The following is a 24,564-nucleotide window of genomic DNA, read 5'->3' on the forward strand; positions in this document are numbered from 1 at the left end:
TAGAAAAATATTCTTGGCCAACTGCTGAGTCAGAGTACTGCCACCCTGCACAGTTCTGCCCGCCTTTACGTTAGCAACCATCGCTCGTGCAATCGCAACAGGCGAAACACCATCATGTTGGTAAAAGTTGCGATCTTCTGTGACGAGTAGGGCATCTACCATGACTTCTGGGAACTGGTCTCGACGCAAAAACAGCCGCTGTTCATCGTGGTTTTTCTCCAACATACCAAGCATTTTCGGCTCAATACGTAAGTAGCCTAAATCGCCTTTCTTTTCTAGTGATTGAATGCGCTCTAGCTGGCTTGAAGAGAAATGGAGCATCACATGACGATCAGGCTCTGGACCATCACTAAATTCAAATGGTCGACGAATCACTTCAATTTTTGTCGAAGAAGAAGAGTACTCGCCAGGGTAGCGAGGTTGGCGGACTTTGCGGTAATTGAGCACGTCTAACTCATTGCGCACTTCTTGAATCGTAATATCTTCGCCCGGAGCCAAGTTAAGGATTCGCGCATAAACCACAGTAGGCAAATCAAATAATTGCCCCTCAAAGCGTTGTTTAACCACACTATATAGATAGATACCAACAAACAGCAACAAAGCGAAGCCAGCTAAGCCGACCTTCCAGCTAATGCCCCATAATGTTTTCAGCCACCTACGTTGGGGCGGCTTACTAGGCTTACGCTGAGGCGATTTCGCGCTTCGTTTACCAGATGGCTTCTTGGCGGTTGTGGGTGTTTTTGCCTTACTGGTTGTGGTGGTATTTTTCTTGGTCATGAGTTCAATTGTCGTTTTGTTTTCGTTGTCGCTACATGGTTAGCGGGATCATCAGGCCAAACGTGTTTTGGGTAGCGACCTTTCATCTCTTTTTGCACTTCGATATAAGCACCCGCCCAAAAGCTAGCAAGATCTCGGGTCACTTGCAGAGGTCGCTGCGCCGGAGAGAGTAGTTCCAAAACTAAACGCTTCCTGCCCTGTGCTATTTCTGGAGAAGCCTGCTCACCAAATACTTCTTGCATTCGTACTGATAACACGGGCTCCTGACCTTGCTGATAGCGAATTTTTTTCTTACTGCCTGCCGGCAACTGGTAATGCGTTGGTAGCCATTTATCAATGTCTTGGTTCAGTGGCCAACCTAAATACGCCAATAACGCCGCTTCTAATTCGACTTTGCTTAGCGCTTTAACCGATCCAATCCCATTGAGATATGGTTCTAACCACTGCTCTAAATTGTCTAACAGTGCGTTGTCTGTTAACTCGGGCCACGCTTGCTCTGGCAACCATTCTTGACCGCAACGCACTCTTTCCAGTAACTCAAGGCTGTGTGGCGTCCAATTTAATACCGAAAGACCGTTACGACGAATGAAATTAAGTAAAGCTTGCGTCATTTTTTCGCGAGGTGGCTCAGGCAATGCTTTCCTCTCTACCACTAAGCGACCAAGTTTACGCTGTTGTTCAGCAATAAGTCGCCCTTTCTGCTCATCCCAGTCAACAACCTCTTGCTCCACAAACAGATCGGGAAAGAGATTGTGTAAAACAAACATATCCAGTTCGACAGCAGAATAAATCATTGAAGAGTCAGACTGGCTGCGCATCAGGTCGATAACCACCAAATACTCACTTGCAGCCAGCTTTTCAACCTCTTGCAGTTCAGCACCATGTCCATTGGCAAGAATAAATCGCCCCTGCTGATGACTTCTCGCTTGGGCGATTCGATCAGGAAACGCCGTGGCCAACAAAGGAGCCACCAGTGACTCATCAAGCGCCGCAAGTTCAAACCGACACCCTAGTCTATTGGCAAGCGTATTTGCGCGTTGTAGAACGACTTTCTGTCGGCTATGGCGGCCTTCTTTTAAGCGATGAACACTATGCATAAAGTTAATCGTGTTTCGCTCAGGCTCTTCCAACAGTGCGACAACAGCAATTGCTGTCGCCTGTGAATGCTCGGCTCGGGCAATAAGGCTTGCCATTCTTGGATCTAATCCTAATTTGGCAGCCAGTGAGCCTGATTCCGTCAGTTGGCCTTTTTCATCCAATAAGTTGAGCTGACACAATAACCCTTTTGCCTGACTGATTGCGCTCGAAGGCGGCACATCCAGCCAGCTTAATTCGGCAGGGTTCTGGGTTCCCCACTGAGCCAACTCTAAAACTAAATTTGATAAGTCGGAATGAAGAATCTCAGCTTGGGGAACGTAGGGCTGTTGCGCAAGTTGAGATTCGCTGTAAAGGCGGACACAAATACCCGATTCGATACGTCCCGCACGTCCTGCTCTCTGCTCTGCCGAAGATTGGGAAATACGAACTTGCTGGAGCCTTGTAATACCACTTTTCAAATCAAATTTGGCTACTCGCTCCAACCCTGAATCGACCACCAATCTGATCCCTTCGATTGTCAGGGAGGTTTCAGCAATATTGGTCGCTAACACCACTTTTCTTTTACCTTGTTGACAAGGTTCGATAGCGGCTTGCTGCTGTGCAAAATCTAACTGACCATATAATGGGCAGACCTGAATATCGTCGGCGAGGTTATGCAAACGCTCTTCAACGCGTTTGATGGCAGAAACCCCCGGTAAAAACGCAAGTAAAGAGCCGGTTTCTTTCGCCATAAGAGAGGTAATCTGTTTGGCCATCAGATCCTCGAGTCGCTCATTTGGTTTCGCTGGCTGATAACGATACTCAACAGGGTAGCTTCGCCCATGAGATTCAATATAGGTCGCAAGGGGAAGCAATTGACTTAACGCATTTTGGTCTAATGTTGCAGACATCACGACCAATTTAAGATCTTCACGCAGTGCATCCTGAATTTCCAAACAGAAAGCCAGCGCAGTGTCAGCATGGATACTGCGCTCATGGAATTCATCAAAAATGATCAAATCGATACCCGTTAACTCCGGATCCGATTGAATCATTCGCGTCAGAATCCCTTCCGTCACCACTTCTAACTGAGTATTCGTACTCGTTTTGTTCTCGCCTCGAACACGATAACCCACCCGTTGCCCCACACTTTCATCCAATTGGTTAGCCAAATAACGGGCGATATTGCGTGCTGCAAGCCGTCTTGGTTCCAACATGACCATTTTTCCTTCCACCGCTCGTTCGAGAAGCAGTTGCAAAGGAAAATAGGTCGATTTACCGGCTCCTGGAGCAGCTTTAAGGATCAATTGCGAGCTTGAGCGAATACCAGAGAGTAAATCTGGCATCACGCCTTGAATAGGCAGTTGTGACAATGGGAAGGCCTTATGGTGTAATAATGCAAATATTGTACATAAATCCAGTTGTAAATGAAGTTTGAACCTATACTTGAGCCTGCTGTCCTCATTAGGCGCTATAAACGCTTTTTAGCGGATATCACTTTACCTGATGGTAGTGAACGAACCATTCACTGCGCCAACACTGGTGCTATGACGGGTTGCGCCACTCCGGGAAATAAAGTTTGGTACTCGACCTCAGACAATCCTAAACGCAAGTACCCAAATAGCTGGGAGTTGAGTGAGACGCAAGCGGGTCATCGCATCTGCATTAATACCGCTCGCGCTAACCAATTAGCAGTCGAGGCGATAAAGTCTGGGGTGATAACTGAACTTCAAGAGTACGACCAACTTCAAACTGAAGTAAAATATGGCAATGAAAATAGCCGGATTGATATCTTGCTCAACGCTAAAAATAAACCAAAATGCTATATAGAGGTAAAAAGCGTCACCTTATTGGATGAGGACAAATTAGGCCAAGGCTATTTCCCTGATGCAGTGACCACTAGAGGTCAAAAACATTTGAGAGAGCTGGCTCAGATGGCTCAAAATGGAAGCAGAGCTGTACTTTTATTCACTGTTTTACATTCAGGTATTGAAAAAGTATCTCCTGCCCACCATATAGACGCCGACTATTCACAATTACTTAAATATGCACAAGAACAAGGGGTGGAAATCCTGTGCTATAAAGCACAACTTTCACACCATGAGATAAAGCTGGTTAAGGCGCTAGATTTCAGCCATTAACAAACAAAAGTGATGTAACCTTCACATTGACAGTAAGTTTACTCACCAGTATTTGCCTCACAAGATTCTTTTTGCTATAGATACCCGCCTTAAAATAAACTGCGAGCGCAGTTGACTAGGTGTTAGTAGGAGATGCTGCATGCCAGAATCAAAGAAAAAAGCGCTAGGCATTCTAGCCATTGCAGGGGTTGAGCCATACCAAGAGAAAGCAGGTGAAGAATACATGTCACCTGAGCAGATGGCTCATTTTACAAAAATTCTGTCCGCTTGGCGCAACCAGCTCAGGGAAGAAGTTGATCGCACTGTACACCACATGCAGGATGAAGCAGCAAACTTTCCAGATCCAGTTGACCGCGCGTCTCAGGAAGAAGAGTTCAGCTTAGAACTACGCAACCGTGATCGTGAGCGTCGTCTAATCAAGAAAATTGAAAAAACTCTTAATAAGATTGAAGAAGATGATTTTGGCTTCTGTGAATCTTGTGGCGTTGAAATCGGTATCCGTCGTTTAGAAGCACGCCCAACGGCTGACCTTTGTATTGACTGTAAAACTCTTGCAGAAATCAAAGAGAAGCAAATGCAAGGCTAATTACGGCTTTGTTATGACTACTGAAGGGAGCCTTGGCTCCCTTTTTGGTTTGTTATACCTATTAGCGCAATAATACTATGAGTTACATCGGTCGCTTCGCCCCATCCCCTTCAGGACCTCTTCATTTTGGTTCACTGATCGCTGCGCTTGGCAGTTACTTTCAAGCAAAATCTAACCAAGGTAAATGGCTAGTTCGAATTGAAGATTTAGATCCCCCACGCGAAATGCCGGGCGCTAGCCGCCTGATTTTGGAAACGCTGGAGGCATACCACCTTCACTGGGATGGAGAGGTCGTTTACCAAAGTCAACGTCATTCACTTTACCAACAACAGATTGATCGTTGGTTAGACTCTGGCCAAGCGTATTTTTGCCATTGCACACGCAAGCAAATTAAAGAGTTAGGTGGCTTTTACACTGGTACTTGCCGCGATCTTAAACTCACTAATGGTGAACAATGTGCCGTTCGTCTGCGAATGTCTCATCCCGTGTATCAGTTTGAAGATAGGCGCCACGGTATACTCAACATTCCAACTGCTCTGGCAGATGAAGATTTTATTATAAAGCGACGAGATGGCTTATTTGCGTACAACCTTGCTGTAGTATTAGATGATATTGACCAAGGGGTGACGGAAGTCGTCAGAGGGGCAGATCTGATTGAGCCAACCGGAAGACAAATCAGCTTATATCAAATGCTTGATGCTAAACCTGTAAACTATTTGCATCTGCCTTTAGCGCTTGATAATAATGGACAAAAATTGTCCAAACAAAATCATGCGAAAGCCATTGATAACCAGAATCCTAAGCCAGCACTCATCGATGCTATGACATTCTTAGGGTTTGATATTGATGAAGAAATTAGTACTGCGAGCTTAGATGAAATCATCCTTTGGGGGATAGAGAATTGGCACTTATCACAACTGCCTTCATCGACCGAGATCACACCAATATTCTCAAACCGCTCGCTGTAAGCTATTATTAGCCGCAAATTCGCCCCTTATGGGCCTAAGAAATTAAACTCAAGCAAGGTTGGCTTGACCAATTATTGCCATATGCACATGAATAAAATCGATTATACACCCGGCGAAACAGGAAAATTTTCTGAGCTCGCTCTAAATATTATTACTCGCCAAGAGCACAATATCTCGCGCAAACAGATCAGTGATAATGCATTGAAGGTGCTATACCGTCTTCATGGTGCAGGCTTCGACGCATATCTTGTCGGAGGCGGTGTTCGAGACTTGCTGCTTTCTCAGCAGCCGAAAGATTTCGACATCGCGACCAATGCAACCCCTGAACAAATCAGACAGCTTTTTAAAAACTGCCGTCTCATTGGCCGCCGTTTCCGCCTGGCGCATATTATGTTTGGTCGTGACATTATCGAAGTGGCGACCTTCCGAGGCCACCACCAAGAACCTAGTAAAAACGTTTCTCAGCAATCAAAAGAAGGCATGCTTTTGCGTGACAACGTCTATGGCACCATAGATGAAGATGCTGAACGCCGCGACTTTACCGTCAACGCAATGTATTACAACATCGGCGATTACTCTATCCACGATTACGCACGTGGTATCGAAGATTTAGAGGATAAACTCATTCGCCTGATTGGTGATCCTGATACCCGTTACCGCGAAGATCCAGTGCGTATGCTGCGTGCGATCAGATTTGCGGTAAAACTGGACTTCGATATTGAAGAAGACACCGCAGCTCCGATAGAAGAACTGGCAACATTACTGCAAGAGATCCCTGCTGCACGACTCTATGAAGAGTCCCTTAAAATGCTTCAGTCTGGCCATGGCCTAGAAACTTATCATCTGATGCGTGAATACAACCTTTTCCAACAGCTTTTCCCGACTATTGCTGAGTTCTTCACTGAAGATTACTCATCGCAAACTGAGCAAATGCTGGATCTCGTGCTCGATTCTACTGATCAGCGTATCGAAGAAGGTAAACGCATCAACCCTGCATTTATGTTTGCAGCCATGCTGTGGTATCCACTGCAAGAGAAAGCCAAACAGCTGATGGAAAAGCGCAATCTCTCGTTCTACGACGCGATAATGGAAGCAAGCAACTTTGTACTTGATGATCAAGTTCGAACAATTGCGATCCCACGCCGCCACACCGCGACTATCCGCGAAATTTGGCAGCTCCAGCTGCGTATGCCACGTCGTAATGGCAAACGCGCATTCCGTCTAATGGAACTTAACAAGTTCCGTGCTGGCTACGACTTCCTCGAAATGCGAGGTGAAGTGGAACAAGGTGAAACCGCACAGTTAGCCAAATGGTGGGAAACGTTCCAGAACGCTGGTCGCAATATGCGCCAAGCTATGGTGGCAGATCTTGACGCTTCAATCGAAGGTCAACCTAAACAGCGCCGCCGTAAGAACTACCGCAAGAAGAAGCCTAAGGCATAACAATGATCACTGTTTTTATCGCACTAGGCAGTAATCTTAGTGATCCTGTCTCTCAAGCTAATGCGGCAATTGATGCCTTAAAACAACTCCCTAAGTCCGAGTTTATCCAAACCTCATCGCTGTACAGCAGTACACCGATGGGGCCTCAGGATCAACCTGACTACATCAACGCAGTTGTCGAAATTAAAACCGAATTAACGCCTCTTGAACTACTCGATTGCACACAAACAATTGAACTAGAGCAAGGGCGTGTCCGTAAAGAAGAACGCTGGGGCCCAAGAACCTTAGATCTCGATTTGATTCTTTATGGCAATGAGGTGATTGATTCCGAGCGTTTGGTCGTTCCTCATTATGGAATGAAAGAGCGTGAATTCGTGCTCTACCCGCTCGCAGAAATCGCACCAAATTTAACCCTCCCATGTGGGACCAGACTGGAAGACTTACTTAAAGTCGTTGAGCAAAACGGTCTGCGTATTTGGCAATCATAGCCAACTCCTGTAAGGAAAAATTATGAAAAAAATTACTATTAGCGACTTGATGAAATGGAAGCAAGAAGGTCGTAAATTTGCCACTTCTACCGCTTACGATGCGAGCTTTGCTCAGTTATTTGAAAGCCAAGAGATGCCGGTGCTGCTAGTCGGTGACTCACTAGGAATGGTTTTACAAGGCACTCGTGACACACTACCAGTGACTGTCGATGATATTGCCTACCACACGCGCTGTGTGCGTGCTGGCAGCCCAAACTGCCTACTAATGGCTGATATGCCATTTATGAGCTATGCCACGCCTGAACAAGCTTGTGAGAGCGCGGCTGCTTTAATGCGTGCTGGCGCCAATATGGTCAAAATTGAAGGTGGCGACTGGTTAGTCGACACAGTGAAAACACTCACAGAGCGTGCCGTTCCTGTCTGTGCACACCTCGGCCTGACGCCACAGTCAGTCAACATCTTTGGTGGCTTCAAAGTTCAAGGTCGTGAGCAAGACAAAGCGGATCGCATGGTACGTGATGCACTTGCACTACAAGAGGCAGGGGCTCAAATCATCCTACTTGAGTGTGTACCGCAAGAACTTGCAGCGCGCATCACCGAAGTGTGTGAAGTACCAGTGATCGGCATCGGTGCGGGTAATGTGACTGACGGCCAGATCTTAGTGATGCACGATATGTTCGGCATTTCAGCTAACTACATGCCAAAATTCTCGAAAAACTTCCTTGCTGAAACGGGTGATATGCGCAGCGCTGTCGCTAAGTACAAGCAAGATGTTGAAAGCGGTGCCTTCCCTGACGAAGCACATACAATCGCCTAAGGAATGATAGCCATGCAAACTTTTGCTGAAATTTCCGCTCTGCGTGAGCAAATCAAACAGCACAAACGTGATGGCCGCAAAGTTGCGTTTGTACCAACTATGGGTAACCTCCATGAAGGTCACCTTACGTTAGTCCGTAAGGCTCGCGAGAATGCGGACATCGTTGTTGTTAGCATCTTCGTAAACCCAATGCAGTTTGATCGTGCTGATGACCTCAACAACTATCCACGCACGTTAGATGATGACTTAAGCAAGTTAATGACCGAAGGCGTTGATTTGGCCTTTACCCCGACTCCAGAGATTATCTATCCTCTGGGAATTGAGAATCAGACCACTGTTGAAGTCCCTGTGCTGTCTAATATTCTTGAAGGTGCGTCTCGTCCAGGGCATTTCCGTGGCGTCGCGACCGTTGTCACCAAGTTATTCAATATCGTACAACCCGACGTTGCTTGTTTTGGTGAAAAAGACTTCCAGCAACTCGCCATTATTCGCAAAATGACTGAAGACTTGGCTCTGGATACCGAAATCATTGGCGTACCAACCGTTCGTGAAATGGATGGACTGGCAATGAGCTCACGCAATGGCTTACTCACGATTGACGAACGCCAACGAGCCCCTGTTCTGGCACGTACGATGCGTTGGATCAGTAGCGCCATTCGTGGTGGCCGCGATGACTACGCGTCTGTAATTGAAGATGCCAGCGATCAATTACGCGCTGCCGGGCTACACCCAGATGAAATCTTCATTCGCGACGCCCGTACACTTCAAGTGGTATCCGCTGAAACCACGCAGATCGTTATCTTGATGTCTGCGTTCTTAGGTAAAGCACGCCTGATTGATAATCAAGTGGTGGAAATCTCAGTTGAGAGCAAAGAAGAAGATCCGTCTGAATCGACTTCGATCTCGGCGGAATAACTAAATCTTCCCAAAAAAAGGGTTGGCATTTACGCCAACCCTTTTTGTTATCTTACTCTTTAGCTTCTCAAGCCAATTCCTCGTGTCACTAGATAATGTGCAACGCCGTATAGCAGGACGACAAAAACACCAAGAACACTGAATGAAGTGACTATACCGACATCAGAGACACCGAGAAAGCCATAACGGAATGCGTTTACCATGTAGACGATTGGGTTGATCTTCGACACCCCCTGCCAAAACTCTGGTAGCAAGCTGATGGAGTAAAACACACCACCAAGATAGGTCAGTGGAGTCAACACAAAGGTTGGAATGATCGAAATATCGTCGAAGGTTTTAGCATAGACCGCATTGATCAAACCGCCCAATGCAAAGACTACTGAGGTCATAAATACCGTTGCGATGATAATGCCCCAGTGATCAACTTGGAGATCAACAAAGAACAATGACACAAAAGTAACGATCGTACCAACCAATAAACCACGCACGACCCCGCCCATCACAAAGCCTAAAATGATCACATAATTTGGTACTGGCGCGACCAACAACTCTTCTATATTTCTCTGAAACTTCGCACTAAAGAAAGAGGAGGCCACGTTAGAATATGAGTTGGTAATCACCGACATCATGATCAATCCCGGGACGATATATTCCATATAGCTGAAACCATTCATTTCACCAATTCGCGAACCAATTAGGCTACCGAAAATGATGAAGTACAAAGTCATCGTAATGGCGGGTGGCACCAGTGTTTGTACCCAGATACGAGTAAAACGGTTAACCTCTTTAGTCAGCAGGCTACAAAATGCAGTCCAATATAAATGATACATATTATTGGCTCCCCTCTCGTACAATACTGACAAACAACTCTTCAAGACGATTGGCTTTGTTACGCATCGACAGCACCTTAATACCCTGCTCCGATAGCTGAGAAAATATGCCATTCAATCCCTGATTTTTCTCTATTTCGATCTCTAACGAGTCATTAGAAAAAATCTGACTCTTCACACCCTGCAACTCTGGTTGTGCCGAGCCTTCTTCAAGATCAAGAATAAATGTCTCCACATCCAGTTTGCTCAGTAGCGCCTTCATGGTGGTGTTTTCGATCAGTTCACCTTTATTGATGATCCCAATGTTACGGCACAACATTTCAGCTTCTTCTAGATAGTGAGTCGTTAGAATGATAGTGATCCCCTGCTCTTGATTGATTTCTTTCAGGAACTCCCACATTGAACGGCGTAGTTCAATATCGACACCCGCAGTAGGTTCATCCAGAATCAATAGCTGAGGTTCGTGCATAAGAGCCCTAGCGATCATTAAACGTCGCTTCATCCCGCCAGACAAATTTCGTGAACGTTCGCTACGTTTTTCCCACAGATCGAGCTTAGATAAATACTTTTTTGCTCTCTCTTTGGCTACGGATTTTGACACACCATAGTAACCAGCCTGCTGAAGCACTATCTGTTCAACGGTTTCAAACTGATTAAAATTGAATTCTTGTGGCACAAGACCGAGGTGCTGTTTGGCTAGCTCAAGATCTTTATCAATATCAAAACCAAACACTTTTACCTGACCAGAACTCTTATTAACCAAAGATGATATGACTCCGATCGTGGTCGATTTTCCGGCACCATTTGGACCGAGTAAGGCGTAAAAATCACCTTTTTTGACATTTAAGCTAATGCCTTTTAGCGCTTCAAGTCCCCCCGCGTAAGTTTTGCGGAGCTGCTCAATTTCTAATGCATACATAAGTTACGACTGCCATTGCTTTGCGTATTCGAAATTTAGTTTATCGTTGAATGACGATGATTACAATTAAACCTTTCGAATATTTTGGAAATAATATTTACCTAACTTAGCCACAAATAAAAACGCCACCGAACGAGGTCGGTGGCACTTTTTTTACTCTAAAACATCAGACTTATATCGCTTCGTCCTGATGTTCATCACTTCCCACATGCTTCACTGCGGCTTTTAATGCTTCATAGCGGAATTTATAAGTGTTCCCTTCAGGCACTAAGTCAATGACGTGGAATTTATCCAATTGTTGGCGTGTCTGTTCATTCGGACATAGCAAGTAAACCTGACATTTAGCATCCAATGCGTCCTTGATAGCGTTTTCCAGCGCCAGTCCCACCGTAACATCAATCATTGGTACATCGGTCAAGTCTAGAATCATGACTTCATAGTCAGAAATGCTGCTATGTTGACGCGAAATTGCCTTAGATACACTGAAAATCATCGGTCCAGACAAGTAGAAAAAGAGAACCTTACCATTCGCTTTATCCAACAAGCCTCGTTCACTGTCGGTTAAAGGCACATCATCTTCATCTGCATCACTGATGGCTTTCACTTGTCTTGCTTGCTCACGGCTTAAACGCTCAATAATAATAATATTAGAGATAAATACACCCAGTCCGACAGCTGCAATCAAATCAACGAATACTGTCAGCAGCATGACACCGTACATGATCGCCATACCAGAAAAACTGACTTTGTGCGCGCGTTGGATAAAACTCCAATCTAAGATATTGAAACCGACATAGACAGCAATACCGGCTAGCACCGCCATTGGAATTGGCTCAGTCAAACCACCCGCGACAAGAACCACCAGTGCCAACACCAGAGCACGAATCACACCAGATAACGGAGAGCGTGCACCAACTTGGATGTTGGTAACCGTTCCCATTGTTGCCCCTGCACCAGGCAGAGCGCCAAACAGACCTGAGATCATGTTTGCCAAACCTTGGCCACGAAGCTCTTTATCTGAGTCATGTTCTTTGCGCGTTAAGGAGTCACCAATGACCGCAGTCAGCAAGGTGTCAATACAGCCTAAAGTACCCAGCACTAAGGCATCGATCACCATCTCAGTAAACATCGCCGAATCAATCTGAGGGATCACCAAAGAAGGCAGTCCTGCTGGGATCTCACCAATACGACGGATGGCATCGGTATCAAATAGAATGACGGAAAGTAAGGTCACAACGATCAGTGCGACTAATTGAGCTGGAACATACTTACGATAATGTTTAGGAAAGAAGAACAGAATCGCTAGGGTTAGCAAACCAAGAAACAGCTCGCTAAATCTCATGTTAGCAACCGTTTCTGGCAACGCAGAAAGCGTTCCCATGACGCCACCGGATGGGGCGGCATGACCGAGTAGTGGAGAGAGTTGGAGAATAATTAATATAACGCCAATTCCCGACATAAAGCCGGAGATCACGCTATATGGCATTAAAGTGACATATTTTCCAAGCTTCAACGTACCGAGTAAAATTTGGAATGCACCTGCCATCATAACAACAGTAAACGTCATTGCCATACCGGTTTCTGGGTACTTCGCCACCATACTGGTGAGTACCGCTGTCATGATAACCGTCATAGGACCGGTAGGTTCAGAGATCAGTGTGTTTGATCCACCAAACAAGGCCGCAAATAAGCCGACCATGATGGCTCCCCAAAGGCCAGCCTCAGCACCCGCTCCTGAAGCGACACCGAAAGCAAGTGCTAACGGTAAAGAAATAATGGCGGTTGTCACACCACCAAACAAATCCCCTCTGAGATTTATATCTTCAAAACGACTCGCGAACACAACTTTGCTCCATGCTTATTACTCAACATTACCCACAGACACCGTCGATGGTGACGCCACTGTGGTTATGTATTGGCATTACAACGTCTTACTCTAAAGTCACATCCATCTATGCTCGTTCTTAGACAGCATAACCTTAGAATTTGTAGGCAAAAATGACGCTAAATGCTGCGAAATAGCGCTATTTACATCATGTTATCAAATGTTATCGAGTAGAGATAAGTATTAATCGCATCCTATAACTCATACTTTATAGCCATTTGTTAGGATAACGACTAAGTTTATGATTTTTGGCGCTCAAACACGTCAGATGAGTACCTTTTTGGCCAATTTAACTAGGAAGGAAATTGTAACATTGTGTATAGTGGTGCAAGTATATTTTAAAGGTTGTGAAGAAATGCCGGAAATTAAACAGCTATTTAAAAACAATTCCAAATGGTCAGAATCGATTAAAGCAGAACATCCCGAGTACTTTGCGAAGTTAGAAGAAGGCCAAAACCCAGACTTTCTTTGGATTGGTTGCTCAGATAGTCGCGTACCCGCAGAACGTCTTACCGGACTTTACTCGGGGGAGTTGTTTGTTCACCGAAATGTCGCCAATCAGGTAATACACACCGACCTCAACTGCCTCTCTGTCGTCCAATATGCCGTCGATGTGCTCAAAGTTAAGCACATTATCGTTTGTGGTCACTACGGTTGTGGTGGTGTTAACGCCGCGATTGACAACCCACAACTCGGTCTTATCAATAACTGGTTACTGCATATTCGAGATCTCTACTTCAAGCACCGTAATTATTTAGATGCCATGCCTGTAGATAAGCGTGCTGACAAATTGGGCGAAATCAATGTCGCGGAGCAGGTTTATAATCTGGGTAACTCCACTATCTTACAAAACGCTTGGGAACGTGGACAAGAAGTCGAAATTCATGGCGTAGTCTATGGTATCGGTGATGGCAAACTCGAGTATTTAGGGGTTCGCTCCAGCTCTCGGGAGTCTGTAGATACGTCATACCAGAAAGCAATGGAATCGATTCTGAACCCAGAACACCATTTACTGTGTCGTTAAGCACAACCAAAAACGCCCACTATTGAATGCGGGCGTTTGCTTTGCGTCACTTCACAGAGTTTTACTTACTCTTGAGGTACAACTTTGCCAATGTATGGTAGGTGACGGTATTTCTGTGCATAGTCGATACCAACACCAACAACAAATTCGTCAGGTATTTCAAAACCAATCCACTTAACATCCACGTCAACTTCACGACGAGATGGCTTGTCTAGCAGAGTACATATTTCGATTGATTTAGGCTCACGAAGACTCAAAATCTCCTTAACCTTATTTAGCGTATTACCTGTATCAATAATGTCTTCTACAAGCAGAACATCCTTACCTTTGATGTCGTCATCAAGATCTTTAAGGATGCGAACATCACGTGAACTTTCCATCGTGTTGCCATAACTAGAAGCGGTCATAAAATCAACTTGATGAGTAAGCTCAATCGAGCGAGCCAGATCCGCCATAAATACGAATGATCCGCGTAGCAAACCAACCATGACTAGATCTTCACTACCTTGGTAGTGCTCAGTAATCTGCTTACCTAACTCTTTTACTCGCTCGCTGACTTCTTGCTCAGAAATCATTACTTCTACTGTATGTTTCATATCAATCTCGTTTTTCACGTTCTCTGTACCAGGTCAATGAATGACCACTTACGTACAGTCTGATGCTTTAAGGGCGTAGTTTAGCACTAGCCAGCATCAAGGAAAAACGTTTGCCTAAAATAATGATCGATAAATTTAATGTTTCAGGTTGATCTTTAGCACGATATTAACAAAAGTGATTATAAAATAAGCAGAAATCGTTGACCTGACACATATGCACCATTACACTCATAGAGCGTCATGCAATTTATAAAATACTAAAATAGGGCAAAGCCCAGACAATTATATTAACAACTCATTTGGCAAGGAAATTAACTATGGACTCTATAGCTAAAAGACCGCGTACGCGTCTATCACCGCAAAAACGTAAGCAGCAATTAATGGAAATCGCTCTCGAAGTGTTTGCACGTCGTGGCATCGGGCGTGGTGGTCACGCTGATATTGCTGAAATTGCACAAGTCTCTGTCGCTACCGTTTTTAACTATTTCCCTACTCGCGAAGATCTTGTTGATGATGTACTTAACTACGTAGTACGTCAGTTCTCAAACTTCCTCTCAGACAATATCGATTTGGATATCCACGCGAAGGAAAACTTAAACAATCTAACCAACAATATGGTTGATTTGGTGGTTAATGACTGCCATTGGCTAAAAGTTTGGTTTGAGTGGAGCGCATCGACTCGTGATGAAGTGTGGCCACTGTTTGTGACTACCAACCGTACTAACCAGCTATTAGTACAAAATATGTTTGTTAAAGCGATCGAACGTGGTGAAGTATGTGAACAACATGAACCTTCACATCTGGCTACGTTATTCCACGGAATCTTCTATTCACTGTTTGTTCAAGCCAACCGAATTCAAGATGAAATGGTTATGTCTCGATTGACACAAAGCTACCTTAATATGCTTTGTATCTACAAGCATGCTGAGAATGCATAATTTTTACGAGTAAATGTTAAAGGCCTACCCTTTGTTGAGTAGGCCTTTTTTCTGTCTTGGCGAAATTGAACAATAAAAAAACCGCTGAACAATCAGCGGTTTTTAGCGTCTCTACGAAAAAATCACTTTTTCTTTTTCGCTTTAGGGTTTGGTAGGTCAGTGATAGTACCTTCAAACACTTCCGCTGCTAGACCCACAGACTCGTGTAGAGTTGGGTGAGCATGGATAGTTAGAGCGATATCTTCCGCATCACAACCCATCTCGATAGCTAGACCGATTTCACCTAGTAGCTCACCACCGTTAGTACCAACGATAGCACCACCAATTACACGGTGCGTGTCTTTGTCGAAGATTAGCTTAGTCATACCATCAGAACAGTCTGAAGCGATCGCACGACCAGATGCAGCCCATGGGAATGTCGCTGTTTCGTAGTTAATGCCTTCCGCTTTCGCTTCTTTCTCAGTCTTACCAACCCACGCCACTTCTGGCTCAGTGTAAGCAATTGAAGGAATAACTTTAGGGTCAAAGTAGTGTTTCTTACCAGAAATAACTTCTGCTGCAACGTGACCTTCATGCACACCTTTGTGAGCAAGCATTGGTTGACCAACAATGTCACCGATCGCGAAGATATGAGGAACGTTAGTGCGCATCTGCTTATCGACTTTGATGAAGCCACGCTCGTCAATTTCTAGACCCGCTTTCTCACCATCAATCAATAGACCATTTGGAACACGACCGATAGCAACAAGAACAGCATCGTAACGCTCAGCTTCTGCTGGCGCTTTCTTACCTTCCATTGAAACGTAGATACCGTCTTCTTTCGCTTCAACCGCTGTCACTTTCGTTTCTAGCATTAGGTTGAACTTGTTCTTCACACGCTTGGTGTAAACTTTAACGATGTCTTTATCTGCCGCTGGGATAACTTGGTCGAACATCTCTACGACGTCTACCTTAGAGCCAAGAGACTGGTATACCGTACCCATTTCTAGACCGATGATACCACCACCCATGATCAGTAGTTTTCCTGGTACTTCTTTCAGCTCTAGAGCATCCGTTGAATCCCAGATACGTGGATCTTCGTGTGGAATGAATGGCAGTTTGATAGGACGAGAGCCTGCTGCGATGATAGCGTTGTCAAAAGTAACCGTTGTTGACTCGCCTTCACCTTCTACAAGAATAGTATTAGGACCAGTAAACTTACCATAACCATTAACAATGTTAACTTTACGCATCTTAGCCATACCGCCAAGACCACCAGTAAGTTGGTTTACAACTTTCTCTTTCCAGATACGGATTTTGTTGATATCTGTTTGTGGCTCACCGAAAACGACGCCGTGTTCAGCCATCGCTTTAGCTTCTTCAATTACTTTTGAAACGTGTAGAAGCGCCTTAGATGGGATACAACCAACATTCAGACATACACCACCTAGGGTGTTGTAACGCTCGATAAGTACAGTTTCAAGACCTAAATCTGCACAACGGAATGCAGCTGAGTAACCAGCAGGACCAGAACCAAGTACAACAACTTGGGCTTTAATTTCTTTGCTCATTGTGACCTCTTGTAGTCATTATCCCTAACAGGCTGAGTGGGTATTGATTTATATGTTCAAGTCGATTTGTTTTAAACAGTTATTTTCAGACCGCCAACAGTTTACAGAGATGTTAATGGAGTGAAAAGTAAATCAATTTAGCCTGTGAGCTAGACAACAATTCGATGGGTAAAACCTTATTGAATCTAAGGTCTGCTACCAAATTGTCTGGTAATTATTATTAACAGAGGCGGCTTAATTGCCGCCTCTTAATCGTCTATCGAATTAAAGAACTAGACGACGGATATCTGATAGTGCGCCATTTAGGAACGTAATGAAACGTGCACCTTCCGCACCATCGATCACACGGTGGTCGTATGATAGAGATAGTGGAAGTTGTAGACGCGGTTCAAATTCTTTACCGTTCCAAACTGGTTTAATTTCAGATTTAGATACACCTAGGATACCAACTTCTGGCGCGTTAACGATTGGAGTAAACGCAGTACCACCGATACCACCAAGGCTTGAAATCGTGAAACAGCCACCCTGCATATCTGCTGCAGTAAGCTTACCAGCACGTGCTTTCTTAGAAACCACCATTAGCTCTTCAGATAGCTCGTAAATGCCTTTCTTGTTCACGTCTTTAAATACAGGAACAACTAGGCCGTTTGGCGTATCTACCGCGATACCGATGTTCACGTATTTCTTCAGAATTAGGCTTTCACCATCTTCTGATAGAGACGAGTTGAACGCTGGGAACGCTTCAAGTGCTTTAGCTGCCGCTTTCATGATGAACACTAGTGGAGTGATCTTCATGCCAGAGTCTTTCTTCGCTTCAATCGCGTTCTGCTCTTTACGGAATGCTTCTAGCTCAGTGATGTCTGCATTATCCCACTGTGTAACGTGAGGGATCATTACCCAGTTACGGTGTAGGTTCGCACCAGAGATCTTCTTGATACGTGATAGAGGTTGAACCTCTGTCTCACCAAACTTGCTGAAGTCAACTTTTGGCCATGGTAGTAGACCAAGAGCCGCGCCGTCACCTTTGCCAGATGCTGCTGCACCTGCGCCAGACTCAAGACGCTTAAGCGCTTCTTTAACGTAAGACTGAACGTCTTCTTTCAGGATACGGCTCTTACGACCAGTGCCTTTAACCTTAGATAGGTTAACGCCAAATTCACGAGCTAGGCGACGAACAACTGGAGACGCATGTGCGTACTCGTTGTTTTCTTGGAAATCGCCAGTTGCTGCCGCTGGTGCTTCTGCTTTAGGAGCTGCCGCTGGTGCTTCTGCTTTAGGAGCTGCCGCTGCAGGCGCTGCTGCTTGTGCTGGAGCTGCTACAGGTGCAGGCGCTGCGCCCGCCACTTCGCCTGCCGTTGTAGAGAAAATCATGATGAGTGAGCCAGTAGACACTTTGTCGCCAGCTGCAATCTTGATTTCTTTAACCGTACCCGCGAATGGTGCAGGAACTTCCATTGAAGCTTTGTCGCCTTCAACAGTGATTAGCGATTGCTCTTCTTCCACTGTATCGCCAACTGCGACCATGATTTCAGTCACTTCTACTTCGTCGCCACCAATATCAGGCACGTTCACTTCTTTTGCTGCAGAGGCTGCTGGAGCTTCTGCAACTGGAGCTTCTACTGCTGCTGGTGCCGCTGATGGAGCGCCGGCTGTTTCGAATACCATGATTAGAGAGCCAGTCGATACTTTATCGCCAGCGGCTACTTTGATCTCTTTTAGAGTACCTGCAAATGGTGCTGGAACTTCCATAGAAGCTTTGTCGCCTTCAACAGTCAGAAGAGATTGCTCTTCTTCAACGCTGTCGCCAACTGCAACCATAATTTCAGTCACTTCTACTTCGTCGCCACCGATATCTGGTACGAAAACTTCTTTCAGTTCTGCTGCTGGAGCTGGAGCCGCTTCTGCCGCAGGAGCAGGTGCAGCTTCAGCTGCACCCTCGGCTTCGACATTCTCTTCAACGAATAGCATGATTAGAGAACCAGTAGAAACCTTGTCGCCTTCTGCGATTTTGATTTCTTTAACGATACCTGCTTGAGATGCAGGAACTTCCATAGAAGCTTTATCGCCTTCAACTGTGATCAGAGACTGCTCTTCTTCAACCTTGTCGCCAACGCTTACAAGAATCTCAGTAACTTCAACCTCATCCGCACCGATGTCTGGTACATTAATTTCGATTGCCATTTCTTATCTACCTTCTCAATTAAGCGTATAGCGGGTTAGTTTTTTCAGTGTCGATGTCAAACTTAGCAATAGCTTCAACTACTACTGATTTCTCAACATCACCACGCTTAGCTAGTTCAGAGAGCGCTGCTACTACAACGTAACCTGCGTTCACTTCGAAGTGACGACGTAGGTTTTCGCGGCTGTCAGAACGACCAAAGCCATCAGTACCCAGTACTTTGTAAGACTCAGAAGGCATAAACGCACGAACTTGTTCTGCGTAGTTCTTCATGTAGTCAGTTGCTGCGATCGCTGGCTCTGTACCCATAACTTGAGCAATGTAAGGTACTTTGTCTTCTGCTTCTGGGTGCAGCATGTTGTCACGCTCTACCGCTTGACCATCACGAGTTAGCTCGTTGAATGACGTTACAGAGAACACGTCAGATGCAATGCCGTACTCTTCACTTAGGATTGTTGCCGCTTTACGAACTTCGTTCATGATAGTACCAGAGCCCATCAACTGAACTTTAGACTTGTCACCAGCGTAAGATTCAAGCTTGTAGATACCCTTACGGATGCCTTCTTCCGCGCCTTCAGGCATCGCTGGCATCGCGTAGTTTTCGTTCATTACTGTTAGGTAGTAGAACACGTTCTCTTGCTCAGGGCCGTACATGCGACGGATACCGTCTTGCATAATAACGGCAACTTCGTATGCGAACGTTGGATCGTAAGAAATACAGTTAGGAACTGTGCCCGCCATAATGTGCGAGTGACCATCTTCGTGCTGTAGACCTTCACCGTTCAGCGTTGTACGACCAGCAGTTGCACCTAGTAGGAAACCACGTGCTTGTTGGTCACCAGCTAGCCATGCCATATCACCTACACGTTGGAAACCAAACATTGAGTAGTAGATGTAGAATGGGATCATTGGTAGATCGTTAGTACTGTAAGACGTTGCAGCCGCTACCCAAGAAGCCATTGAGCCTAGCTCGTTGATACCTTCCTGTAGAACCTGACCAGATGTCGCTTCTTTGTAGTAAGAAACAATGTCGCGATCCTGTGGCGTGTAGTTCTGACCGTGCGGGTTGTAAATACCGATCTGACGGAACAGACCTTCCATACCGAAAGTACGTGCTTCGTCACAGATGATAGGAACGATGTTCTTACCAATGTTCTTGTCTTTAAGCAGGATGTTAAGAGTACGAACGTAAGCCATTGTTGTAGAGATATCACGCTTCTGCTCGCTTAGTAGCGGTGCGAACTCTTCTAGCTCAGGTACTTTAAACTCTTGAGTGAACTTAGGCAGACGCTGTGGCGTGTAACCTTTTAGTTCTTTACGACGAGCGTGCAGGTATTCGTATTCCGCTGAACCTTCTTCAAGTTTCAGGTACGGAAGTTCTTTCACTGCTTCGTCAGTTAGGATGTCTTGTAGACCTAGACGATCACGTAGGTGTAGTACGTGAGTCATATCCATCTTCTTAACCTGGTGCGCGATGTTCTTACCTTCAGCCGCTTCACCCATGCCGTAACCTTTAACAGTCTTAGCTAGGATTACAGTTGGACGACCTTTAGTTTCCGCTGCGTTTTTGTATGCTGCGTACAGTTTAGAAGACTCGTGACCACCACGCTTAAGTGCGAAGATTTCATCATCAGTCATGTCTGCAACGAGTGCAGCTGTCTCTGGGTATTTACCAAAGAAGTGCTCACGTACGTATGCGCCATCTTTAGATTTAAATGTTTGGTAGTCACCATCTACAGTTTCGTTCATTAGCTGTAGAAGCTTGCCAGTTGTGTCTTTAGCAAGCAGTGCATCCCAGTTGCTACCCCAGATAACTTTAACAACGTTCCAGCCAGCGCCTTTGAATAGGCCTTCTAGCTCTTGGATGATGCTACCGTTACCCATTACAGGGCCGTCTAGACGCTGCAGGTTACAGTTAACTAGGAAACATAGGTTATCTAGCTTCTCACGCGCAGCGAAAGAAAGTGAACCACGTGATTCTGGCTCATCCATCTCACCGTCACCTAGGAAGGCATAAACACGTTGAGCTGAAGTATCTTTCAGACCACGGCCTTCTAGGTACTTAAGGAAACGCGCTTGGTAGATCGCAGAAATTGGACCTAGACCCATAGAAACGGTAGGGAACTGCCAGAACTCAGGCATTAGTTTAGGGTGCGGGTATGATGGGATACCTTTACCGTCTACTTCTTGACGGAAGTTGTCTAGCTGCTCTTCAGTCAGACGACCTTCAACGAATGCACGAGAGTAGATACCCGGTGAAATGTGACCTTGGTAGTAAACTAGATCGCCACCGTCCGTCTCGTTTGGAGCGCGGAAGAAGTGGTTGAAACATACTTCGTAGAATGCAGCAGAAGACTGGAAAGACGCCATGTGGCCGCCTAACTCTAGGTCTTTCTTAGATGCACGTAGAACGATCATGATTGCGTTCCAGCGGATGATAGAACGAATACGGCGCTCAAGTGTTGTGTCACCTGGGTAAGCGGGTTCTTGGTCTGCAGGAATCGTGTTGATGTAGTTAGTTGTGGTACCTGTTGGCATATCAACACCGTCTAGACGTGCTTTGTCTAGAACTTGCTCTAATAGGAACTGAGCACGCTCTACACCTTCTTCACGTACAACTGACTCAAGTGCTTGAAGCCATTCTTGAGTTTCCAGTGCATCTACGTCATGCTTCATATCAGACATGGCGATCTATCCTTCTATTGGTTGGATCTACTTATTTAAGTAACCGTTTCTTGTTTAAAGAATCGTTACCTTGCTGAATTCGACGCAAAGAGCGCTCTCTGCGTGACTCTTCACGAGTCAAATCCAACAATGTTTCTTCGATATAAGCTAAGTGTGAGTGTGACATTTCACGTGCCTTTTCCGGCTGACCCGAAACAATCGCATCCACAATATTAGCTCGGTGTTTACTTACTTTCTCGACCACTTCATCGCGGCGATGTAAGAGCTTTAAATTCTGTAAGACGTTTTGCTCAAGCAAAGGAGCCAAACTACGAACAATATGCAGCAACACTACGTTGTGTGCAGCTTCCGTTAAAGCAATCAAAAACTGCATAACAGCTACAGCTTCCGCTTCGACATTTTTCTTCGTTTGCTCTTCGCTGATGTTTTTCAGACAAGCCTGAATACGCGCAAAGTCTTCCTCGGTTCCACGAACTGCTGCAAAGTAAGCCGCAATACCTTCCATCGCATGGCGAGTTTCCAGTAAGTCCAGCTGAGTTTCAGAGTGGCTAGACAATAAATTTAGCAGAGGATCAGAAAAGCTTGTCCAAATACTCTCACTAACAAATGTGCCGCCGCCCTGACGACGAGTAAGAAGACGCTTAGCTTCTAGGCGTTGTATCGCTTCACGGATTGAAGGACGTGAGACATCGAACTGCTTCGCTAACTCACGCTCTGGTGGCAACTGCTGCCCCGGAGACAATGTTCCTTCCACTATCAGCCTTTCCAATTCTTGTTCAATGACATCAGAAAGTTTTGGCTGACGAATCCTTTGATAAGCCATAGTTGTTTTTCTTCTACTCTTTGCAGTCAATTGGTATTACCAATTTCAAGTTGGCAGAAAAATTAACATAATTAAAACGCAAGTTCCAGTCAAAAATTGACCCAAATCATAGAACAACCCTTACATCAACACTTTGATAACAATGGCTGATTAAAACAGCAATTAAATTGGTCAGACCAATTACAATTTATAAACAGATGGGCATGTAACGTGCTAGGGGTCACGGTTTATCTTTTTAGTTTTAAAAGAATATGAATGGGATGTGTCGCGAAAAGACAGCGAGAAGCGAGAAGCGAGAAGCGAGAAGCGAGAAGCGAGAAGCGAGAAGCGAGAAGCGAGAAGCGAGAAGCGAGAAGCGAGAAGCGAGAAGCGAGAAGCGAGAAGCGAGAAGCGAGAAGCGAGAAGCGAGAAGCGAGAAGCGAGAAAATCTTGGAAGGTTGACGTGAAAGCGTCAACCTTTTTTTCTGGATTTTAGACGTAAGTCCCTAACAATAAACTCTGTATCAGATACCTACTCAGCATCTATAACGTGCACCTCTCGAAGGGCGCAGCCCGTTCTAAATTCTCGTAGGACGAAGTCCGTTCTCGAAGCGCAGCGTTCTAATTTCTCGATTCTCGGAGCGAAGCGTTCTCACATCTCTAAGGGCGTAGCCCGCTCTCGCCCTACTTCGCCTCGATATGATCTATCATCAACTGCAGCGACTGATTACCACGAAACTCATTGATATCGAGCTTATAAGCTAATCGAACCGTTTTAACTGATGCATCAGGCCAACGACGTAAGTCGACATTAAAGGCAATACCATCGATCAGAATATTGGTCGGATGGCCTTTGTGCAAAGGCTCGAGCATTAGTTTGAGGTGTTTCTCCCCCACCAGCTTTTGATGCAAAACTTTAAACTCTCCATCAAAAACAGGCTCGGGAAACGCCTGCCCCCAAGGACCACCTGAGCGCAGCATTTCAGCAATATGCATTGAGAACTCCTCTGGCGCCAATTCGCCATCGGATAAAATCACACCTTTGAGCGCTGCATCATCTAAGTCCTGTTTTACCGCCTCATCGAATAACTGAGAGAAACGTGCAAAGTTTTTTTCCTCGATGGTTAAACCTGCCGCCATTGCATGGCCGCCAAACTTAATGATCATTCCAGGATTCTGGGTATCAATGCGATCCAATACATCTCTCATGTGCAAACCGGGAATTGAGCGACAAGATCCCTTAATCGTCCCCTCCCCTCCATCAGCAAACGCGATGACCGGACGGTGAAACTTCTCTTTGATACGTGAAGCCAGAATACCGATCACGCCCTGATGCCAGTCTCTTTGAAACAACACCAAACCATGTGGCATATCAGTTTCACCGAATTGCAGACGCTCACAGAAAGCCATCGCTTCCTGTTTCATGCCTTCTTCGATCTCTTTTCGTGTCTGATTCAGACCATCCAGTTCACTCGCCATACGACGAGCAGCATGAATATTGTTACTCAACAGCAACTCAACGCCAAACGACATGTCATCCAAACGTCCAGCCGCATTGATGCGCGGTCCTAGAGCAAAACCGAAGTCAGACGCAACCAGCCGACGAGCATCACGCTTGGCTACCTCGATTAAGGCTTGAATACCTGGTCGCGCTTTACCGGCGCGAATTCGCTGCAAACCCTGATGAACTAAGATTCTGTTGTTTTCATCCAGTGGCACCACATCGGCAACCGTGCCTAATGCCACTAAATCAATCAGTTCCATCAGCTTTGGTTCAGCCATTCCTTGTTGGGTAAACCAACCATTTTTGCGCATATGTACACACAGCGCCATCATCAAGTAGAAGGCAACACCAACGCCCGCCAAAGCTTTAGAGGGAAAAGCGCATTCCTGCAAATTGGGATTGACCATTGCGTCAACATCTGGCAGTTCGTGACCAGGCAA

21 protein-coding genes are annotated in these 24,564 nt (G+C 45.5%); 10 read left to right on the top strand and 11 right to left on the bottom strand.

Going from position 1 to position 24,564, the window contains the following annotated elements:
• On the bottom strand, window positions 1-777 hold a 777-nt coding region (locus DA100_RS16325; RefSeq protein ID WP_171052238.1), incomplete at its 3' end, for a transglycosylase domain-containing protein.
• A complete protein-coding gene (gene hrpB / locus DA100_RS16330) occupies window positions 774-3,227 on the bottom strand; it encodes an ATP-dependent helicase HrpB (protein ID WP_138973105.1) in 2,454 nt (817 codons plus the stop codon). The genes hrpB and DA100_RS16325, both read right to left, overlap by 4 nt.
• A 54-nt stretch (window positions 3,228-3,281) precedes the next feature.
• Here hrpB and sfsA point away from each other — a divergent pair, with 54 nt between their 5' ends.
• From sfsA to panC, 7 genes are all read left to right on the top strand, one after another.
• Window positions 3,282-3,995: a DNA/RNA nuclease SfsA gene (gene sfsA, locus DA100_RS16335; RefSeq protein WP_138973106.1), complete on the top strand. Its 714-nt coding sequence runs from the start codon at window positions 3,282-3,284 to the stop codon at window positions 3,993-3,995.
• A 139-nt stretch (window positions 3,996-4,134) separates the two neighbouring features.
• Window positions 4,135-4,581, top strand: a complete 447-nt coding sequence (gene dksA / locus DA100_RS16340) for an RNA polymerase-binding protein DksA (protein WP_006878271.1) — start codon at window positions 4,135-4,137, stop codon at window positions 4,579-4,581.
• Between the two features lie 77 nt (window positions 4,582-4,658).
• Complete coding sequence (gluQRS, locus tag DA100_RS16345) at window positions 4,659-5,549, top strand: tRNA glutamyl-Q(34) synthetase GluQRS (protein WP_138973107.1); 891 nt, start codon at window positions 4,659-4,661, stop codon at window positions 5,547-5,549.
• Between the two features lie 81 nt (window positions 5,550-5,630).
• Complete coding sequence (gene pcnB, locus DA100_RS16350; protein WP_171052239.1) at window positions 5,631-6,992, top strand: polynucleotide adenylyltransferase PcnB; 1,362 nt, start codon at window positions 5,631-5,633, stop codon at window positions 6,990-6,992.
• Window positions 6,993-6,994: 2 nt separating this feature from the next.
• The gene (gene folK, locus DA100_RS16355) at window positions 6,995-7,480 is read left to right on the top strand and encodes a 2-amino-4-hydroxy-6-hydroxymethyldihydropteridine diphosphokinase (RefSeq protein WP_138973109.1); all 486 of its coding nucleotides are present in this window, start codon (window positions 6,995-6,997) and stop codon (window positions 7,478-7,480) included.
• A 22-nt stretch (window positions 7,481-7,502) separates the two neighbouring features.
• On the top strand, window positions 7,503-8,297 hold the full coding sequence (panB, locus tag DA100_RS16360; RefSeq protein WP_138973110.1) for a 3-methyl-2-oxobutanoate hydroxymethyltransferase: 795 nt from the start codon (window positions 7,503-7,505) through the stop codon (window positions 8,295-8,297).
• 12 nt (window positions 8,298-8,309) lie between these two features.
• Complete coding sequence (panC, locus tag DA100_RS16365; protein WP_138973111.1) at window positions 8,310-9,212, top strand: pantoate--beta-alanine ligase; 903 nt, start codon at window positions 8,310-8,312, stop codon at window positions 9,210-9,212.
• 59 nt (window positions 9,213-9,271) lie between these two features.
• Here the strand turns inward: panC and DA100_RS16370 are convergent, their stop codons facing one another.
• The 3 genes from DA100_RS16370 to DA100_RS16380 form a co-directional block, all read right to left on the bottom strand.
• A complete protein-coding gene (locus DA100_RS16370) occupies window positions 9,272-10,042 on the bottom strand; it encodes an ABC transporter permease (protein WP_138973112.1) in 771 nt (256 codons plus the stop codon).
• Window position 10,043: 1 nt separating this feature from the next.
• Complete coding sequence (locus tag DA100_RS16375) at window positions 10,044-10,961, bottom strand: ABC transporter ATP-binding protein (RefSeq protein ID WP_138973113.1); 918 nt, start codon at window positions 10,959-10,961, stop codon at window positions 10,044-10,046.
• A 172-nt stretch (window positions 10,962-11,133) separates the two neighbouring features.
• Window positions 11,134-12,804 carry a SulP family inorganic anion transporter gene (locus DA100_RS16380; protein WP_138973114.1) on the bottom strand — a complete coding sequence of 557 codons (1,671 nt, stop codon included), beginning with the start codon at window positions 12,802-12,804 and terminating at the stop codon, window positions 11,134-11,136.
• Window positions 12,805-13,201: 397 nt separating this feature from the next.
• Here DA100_RS16380 and can point away from each other — a divergent pair, with 397 nt between their 5' ends.
• Entirely contained in the window at window positions 13,202-13,870 is a 669-nt protein-coding gene (gene can / locus DA100_RS16385; protein WP_138973115.1) for a carbonate dehydratase, read from the top strand.
• Window positions 13,871-13,935: 65 nt separating this feature from the next.
• Here can and hpt read toward each other — a convergent pair whose 3' ends face one another.
• A complete protein-coding gene (gene hpt, locus DA100_RS16390; protein ID WP_138973116.1) occupies window positions 13,936-14,466 on the bottom strand; it encodes a hypoxanthine phosphoribosyltransferase in 531 nt (176 codons plus the stop codon).
• A 317-nt stretch (window positions 14,467-14,783) separates the two neighbouring features.
• Here hpt and DA100_RS16395 point away from each other — a divergent pair, with 317 nt between their 5' ends.
• Window positions 14,784-15,404 (top strand): LuxR/HapR/OpaR family quorum-sensing transcriptional regulator, encoded by a 621-nt coding sequence (locus DA100_RS16395; protein WP_138973117.1) that lies wholly within the window; start codon window positions 14,784-14,786, stop codon window positions 15,402-15,404.
• 122 nt (window positions 15,405-15,526) lie between these two features.
• On the opposite strand, the gene lpdA is transcribed toward DA100_RS16395, so the two are convergent.
• The 4 genes from lpdA to pdhR all read right to left on the bottom strand — a co-directional run bounded on the left by lpdA (window position 15,527) and on the right by pdhR (window position 22,641).
• On the bottom strand, window positions 15,527-16,954 hold the full coding sequence (lpdA, locus tag DA100_RS16400; protein WP_138973118.1) for a dihydrolipoyl dehydrogenase: 1,428 nt from the start codon (window positions 16,952-16,954) through the stop codon (window positions 15,527-15,529).
• A 264-nt stretch (window positions 16,955-17,218) separates the two neighbouring features.
• Window positions 17,219-19,135 (bottom strand): pyruvate dehydrogenase complex dihydrolipoyllysine-residue acetyltransferase, encoded by a 1,917-nt coding sequence (gene aceF, locus DA100_RS16405; RefSeq protein WP_138973119.1) that lies wholly within the window; start codon window positions 19,133-19,135, stop codon window positions 17,219-17,221.
• A gap of 19 nt (window positions 19,136-19,154) precedes the next feature.
• Complete coding sequence (aceE, locus tag DA100_RS16410) at window positions 19,155-21,818, bottom strand: pyruvate dehydrogenase (acetyl-transferring), homodimeric type (RefSeq protein ID WP_138973120.1); 2,664 nt, start codon at window positions 21,816-21,818, stop codon at window positions 19,155-19,157.
• A gap of 31 nt (window positions 21,819-21,849) precedes the next feature.
• Window positions 21,850-22,641 (bottom strand): pyruvate dehydrogenase complex transcriptional repressor PdhR, encoded by a 792-nt coding sequence (gene pdhR, locus DA100_RS16415; RefSeq protein WP_138973121.1) that lies wholly within the window; start codon window positions 22,639-22,641, stop codon window positions 21,850-21,852.
• Window positions 22,642-22,903: 262 nt separating this feature from the next.
• Between pdhR and DA100_RS16420 the strand changes: the two genes are divergently transcribed.
• Window positions 22,904-23,116 carry a hypothetical protein gene (locus DA100_RS16420; protein ID WP_171052240.1) on the top strand — a complete coding sequence of 71 codons (213 nt, stop codon included), beginning with the start codon at window positions 22,904-22,906 and terminating at the stop codon, window positions 23,114-23,116.
• A gap of 188 nt (window positions 23,117-23,304) precedes the next feature.
• On the opposite strand, the gene DA100_RS16425 is transcribed toward DA100_RS16420, so the two are convergent.
• The coding region (locus DA100_RS16425) for a DHHA1 domain-containing protein (RefSeq protein ID WP_138973123.1) at window positions 23,305-24,564 on the bottom strand (1,260 nt) is incomplete at its 5' end.

The organism is Vibrio sp. Hep-1b-8, from assembly GCF_006124995.1.
GTDB lineage: Bacteria > Pseudomonadota > Gammaproteobacteria > Enterobacterales > Vibrionaceae > Vibrio.

Coding starts and splice junctions, on each gene's coding strand:
- sfsA (WP_138973106.1), top strand. CDS start 3,282: ATGAAGTTTGAACCTATACTTGAGCCTGCTGTCCTCATTAGGCGCTAT.
- dksA (WP_006878271.1), top strand. CDS start 4,135: ATGCCAGAATCAAAGAAAAAAGCGCTAGGCATTCTAGCCATTGCAGGG.
- gluQRS (WP_138973107.1), top strand. CDS start 4,659: ATGAGTTACATCGGTCGCTTCGCCCCATCCCCTTCAGGACCTCTTCAT.
- pcnB (WP_171052239.1), top strand. CDS start 5,631: ATGCACATGAATAAAATCGATTATACACCCGGCGAAACAGGAAAATTT.
- folK (WP_138973109.1), top strand. CDS start 6,995: ATGATCACTGTTTTTATCGCACTAGGCAGTAATCTTAGTGATCCTGTC.
- panB (WP_138973110.1), top strand. CDS start 7,503: ATGAAAAAAATTACTATTAGCGACTTGATGAAATGGAAGCAAGAAGGT.
- panC (WP_138973111.1), top strand. CDS start 8,310: ATGCAAACTTTTGCTGAAATTTCCGCTCTGCGTGAGCAAATCAAACAG.
- DA100_RS16370 (WP_138973112.1), bottom strand. CDS start 10,042: ATGTATCATTTATATTGGACTGCATTTTGTAGCCTGCTGACTAAAGAG.
- DA100_RS16375 (WP_138973113.1), bottom strand. CDS start 10,961: ATGTATGCATTAGAAATTGAGCAGCTCCGCAAAACTTACGCGGGGGGA.
- can (WP_138973115.1), top strand. CDS start 13,202: ATGCCGGAAATTAAACAGCTATTTAAAAACAATTCCAAATGGTCAGAA.
- hpt (WP_138973116.1), bottom strand. CDS start 14,466: ATGAAACATACAGTAGAAGTAATGATTTCTGAGCAAGAAGTCAGCGAG.
- DA100_RS16395 (WP_138973117.1), top strand. CDS start 14,784: ATGGACTCTATAGCTAAAAGACCGCGTACGCGTCTATCACCGCAAAAA.
- lpdA (WP_138973118.1), bottom strand. CDS start 16,954: ATGAGCAAAGAAATTAAAGCCCAAGTTGTTGTACTTGGTTCTGGTCCT.
- aceF (WP_138973119.1), bottom strand. CDS start 19,135: ATGGCAATCGAAATTAATGTACCAGACATCGGTGCGGATGAGGTTGAA.
- aceE (WP_138973120.1), bottom strand. CDS start 21,818: ATGTCTGATATGAAGCATGACGTAGATGCACTGGAAACTCAAGAATGG.
- pdhR (WP_138973121.1), bottom strand. CDS start 22,641: ATGGCTTATCAAAGGATTCGTCAGCCAAAACTTTCTGATGTCATTGAA.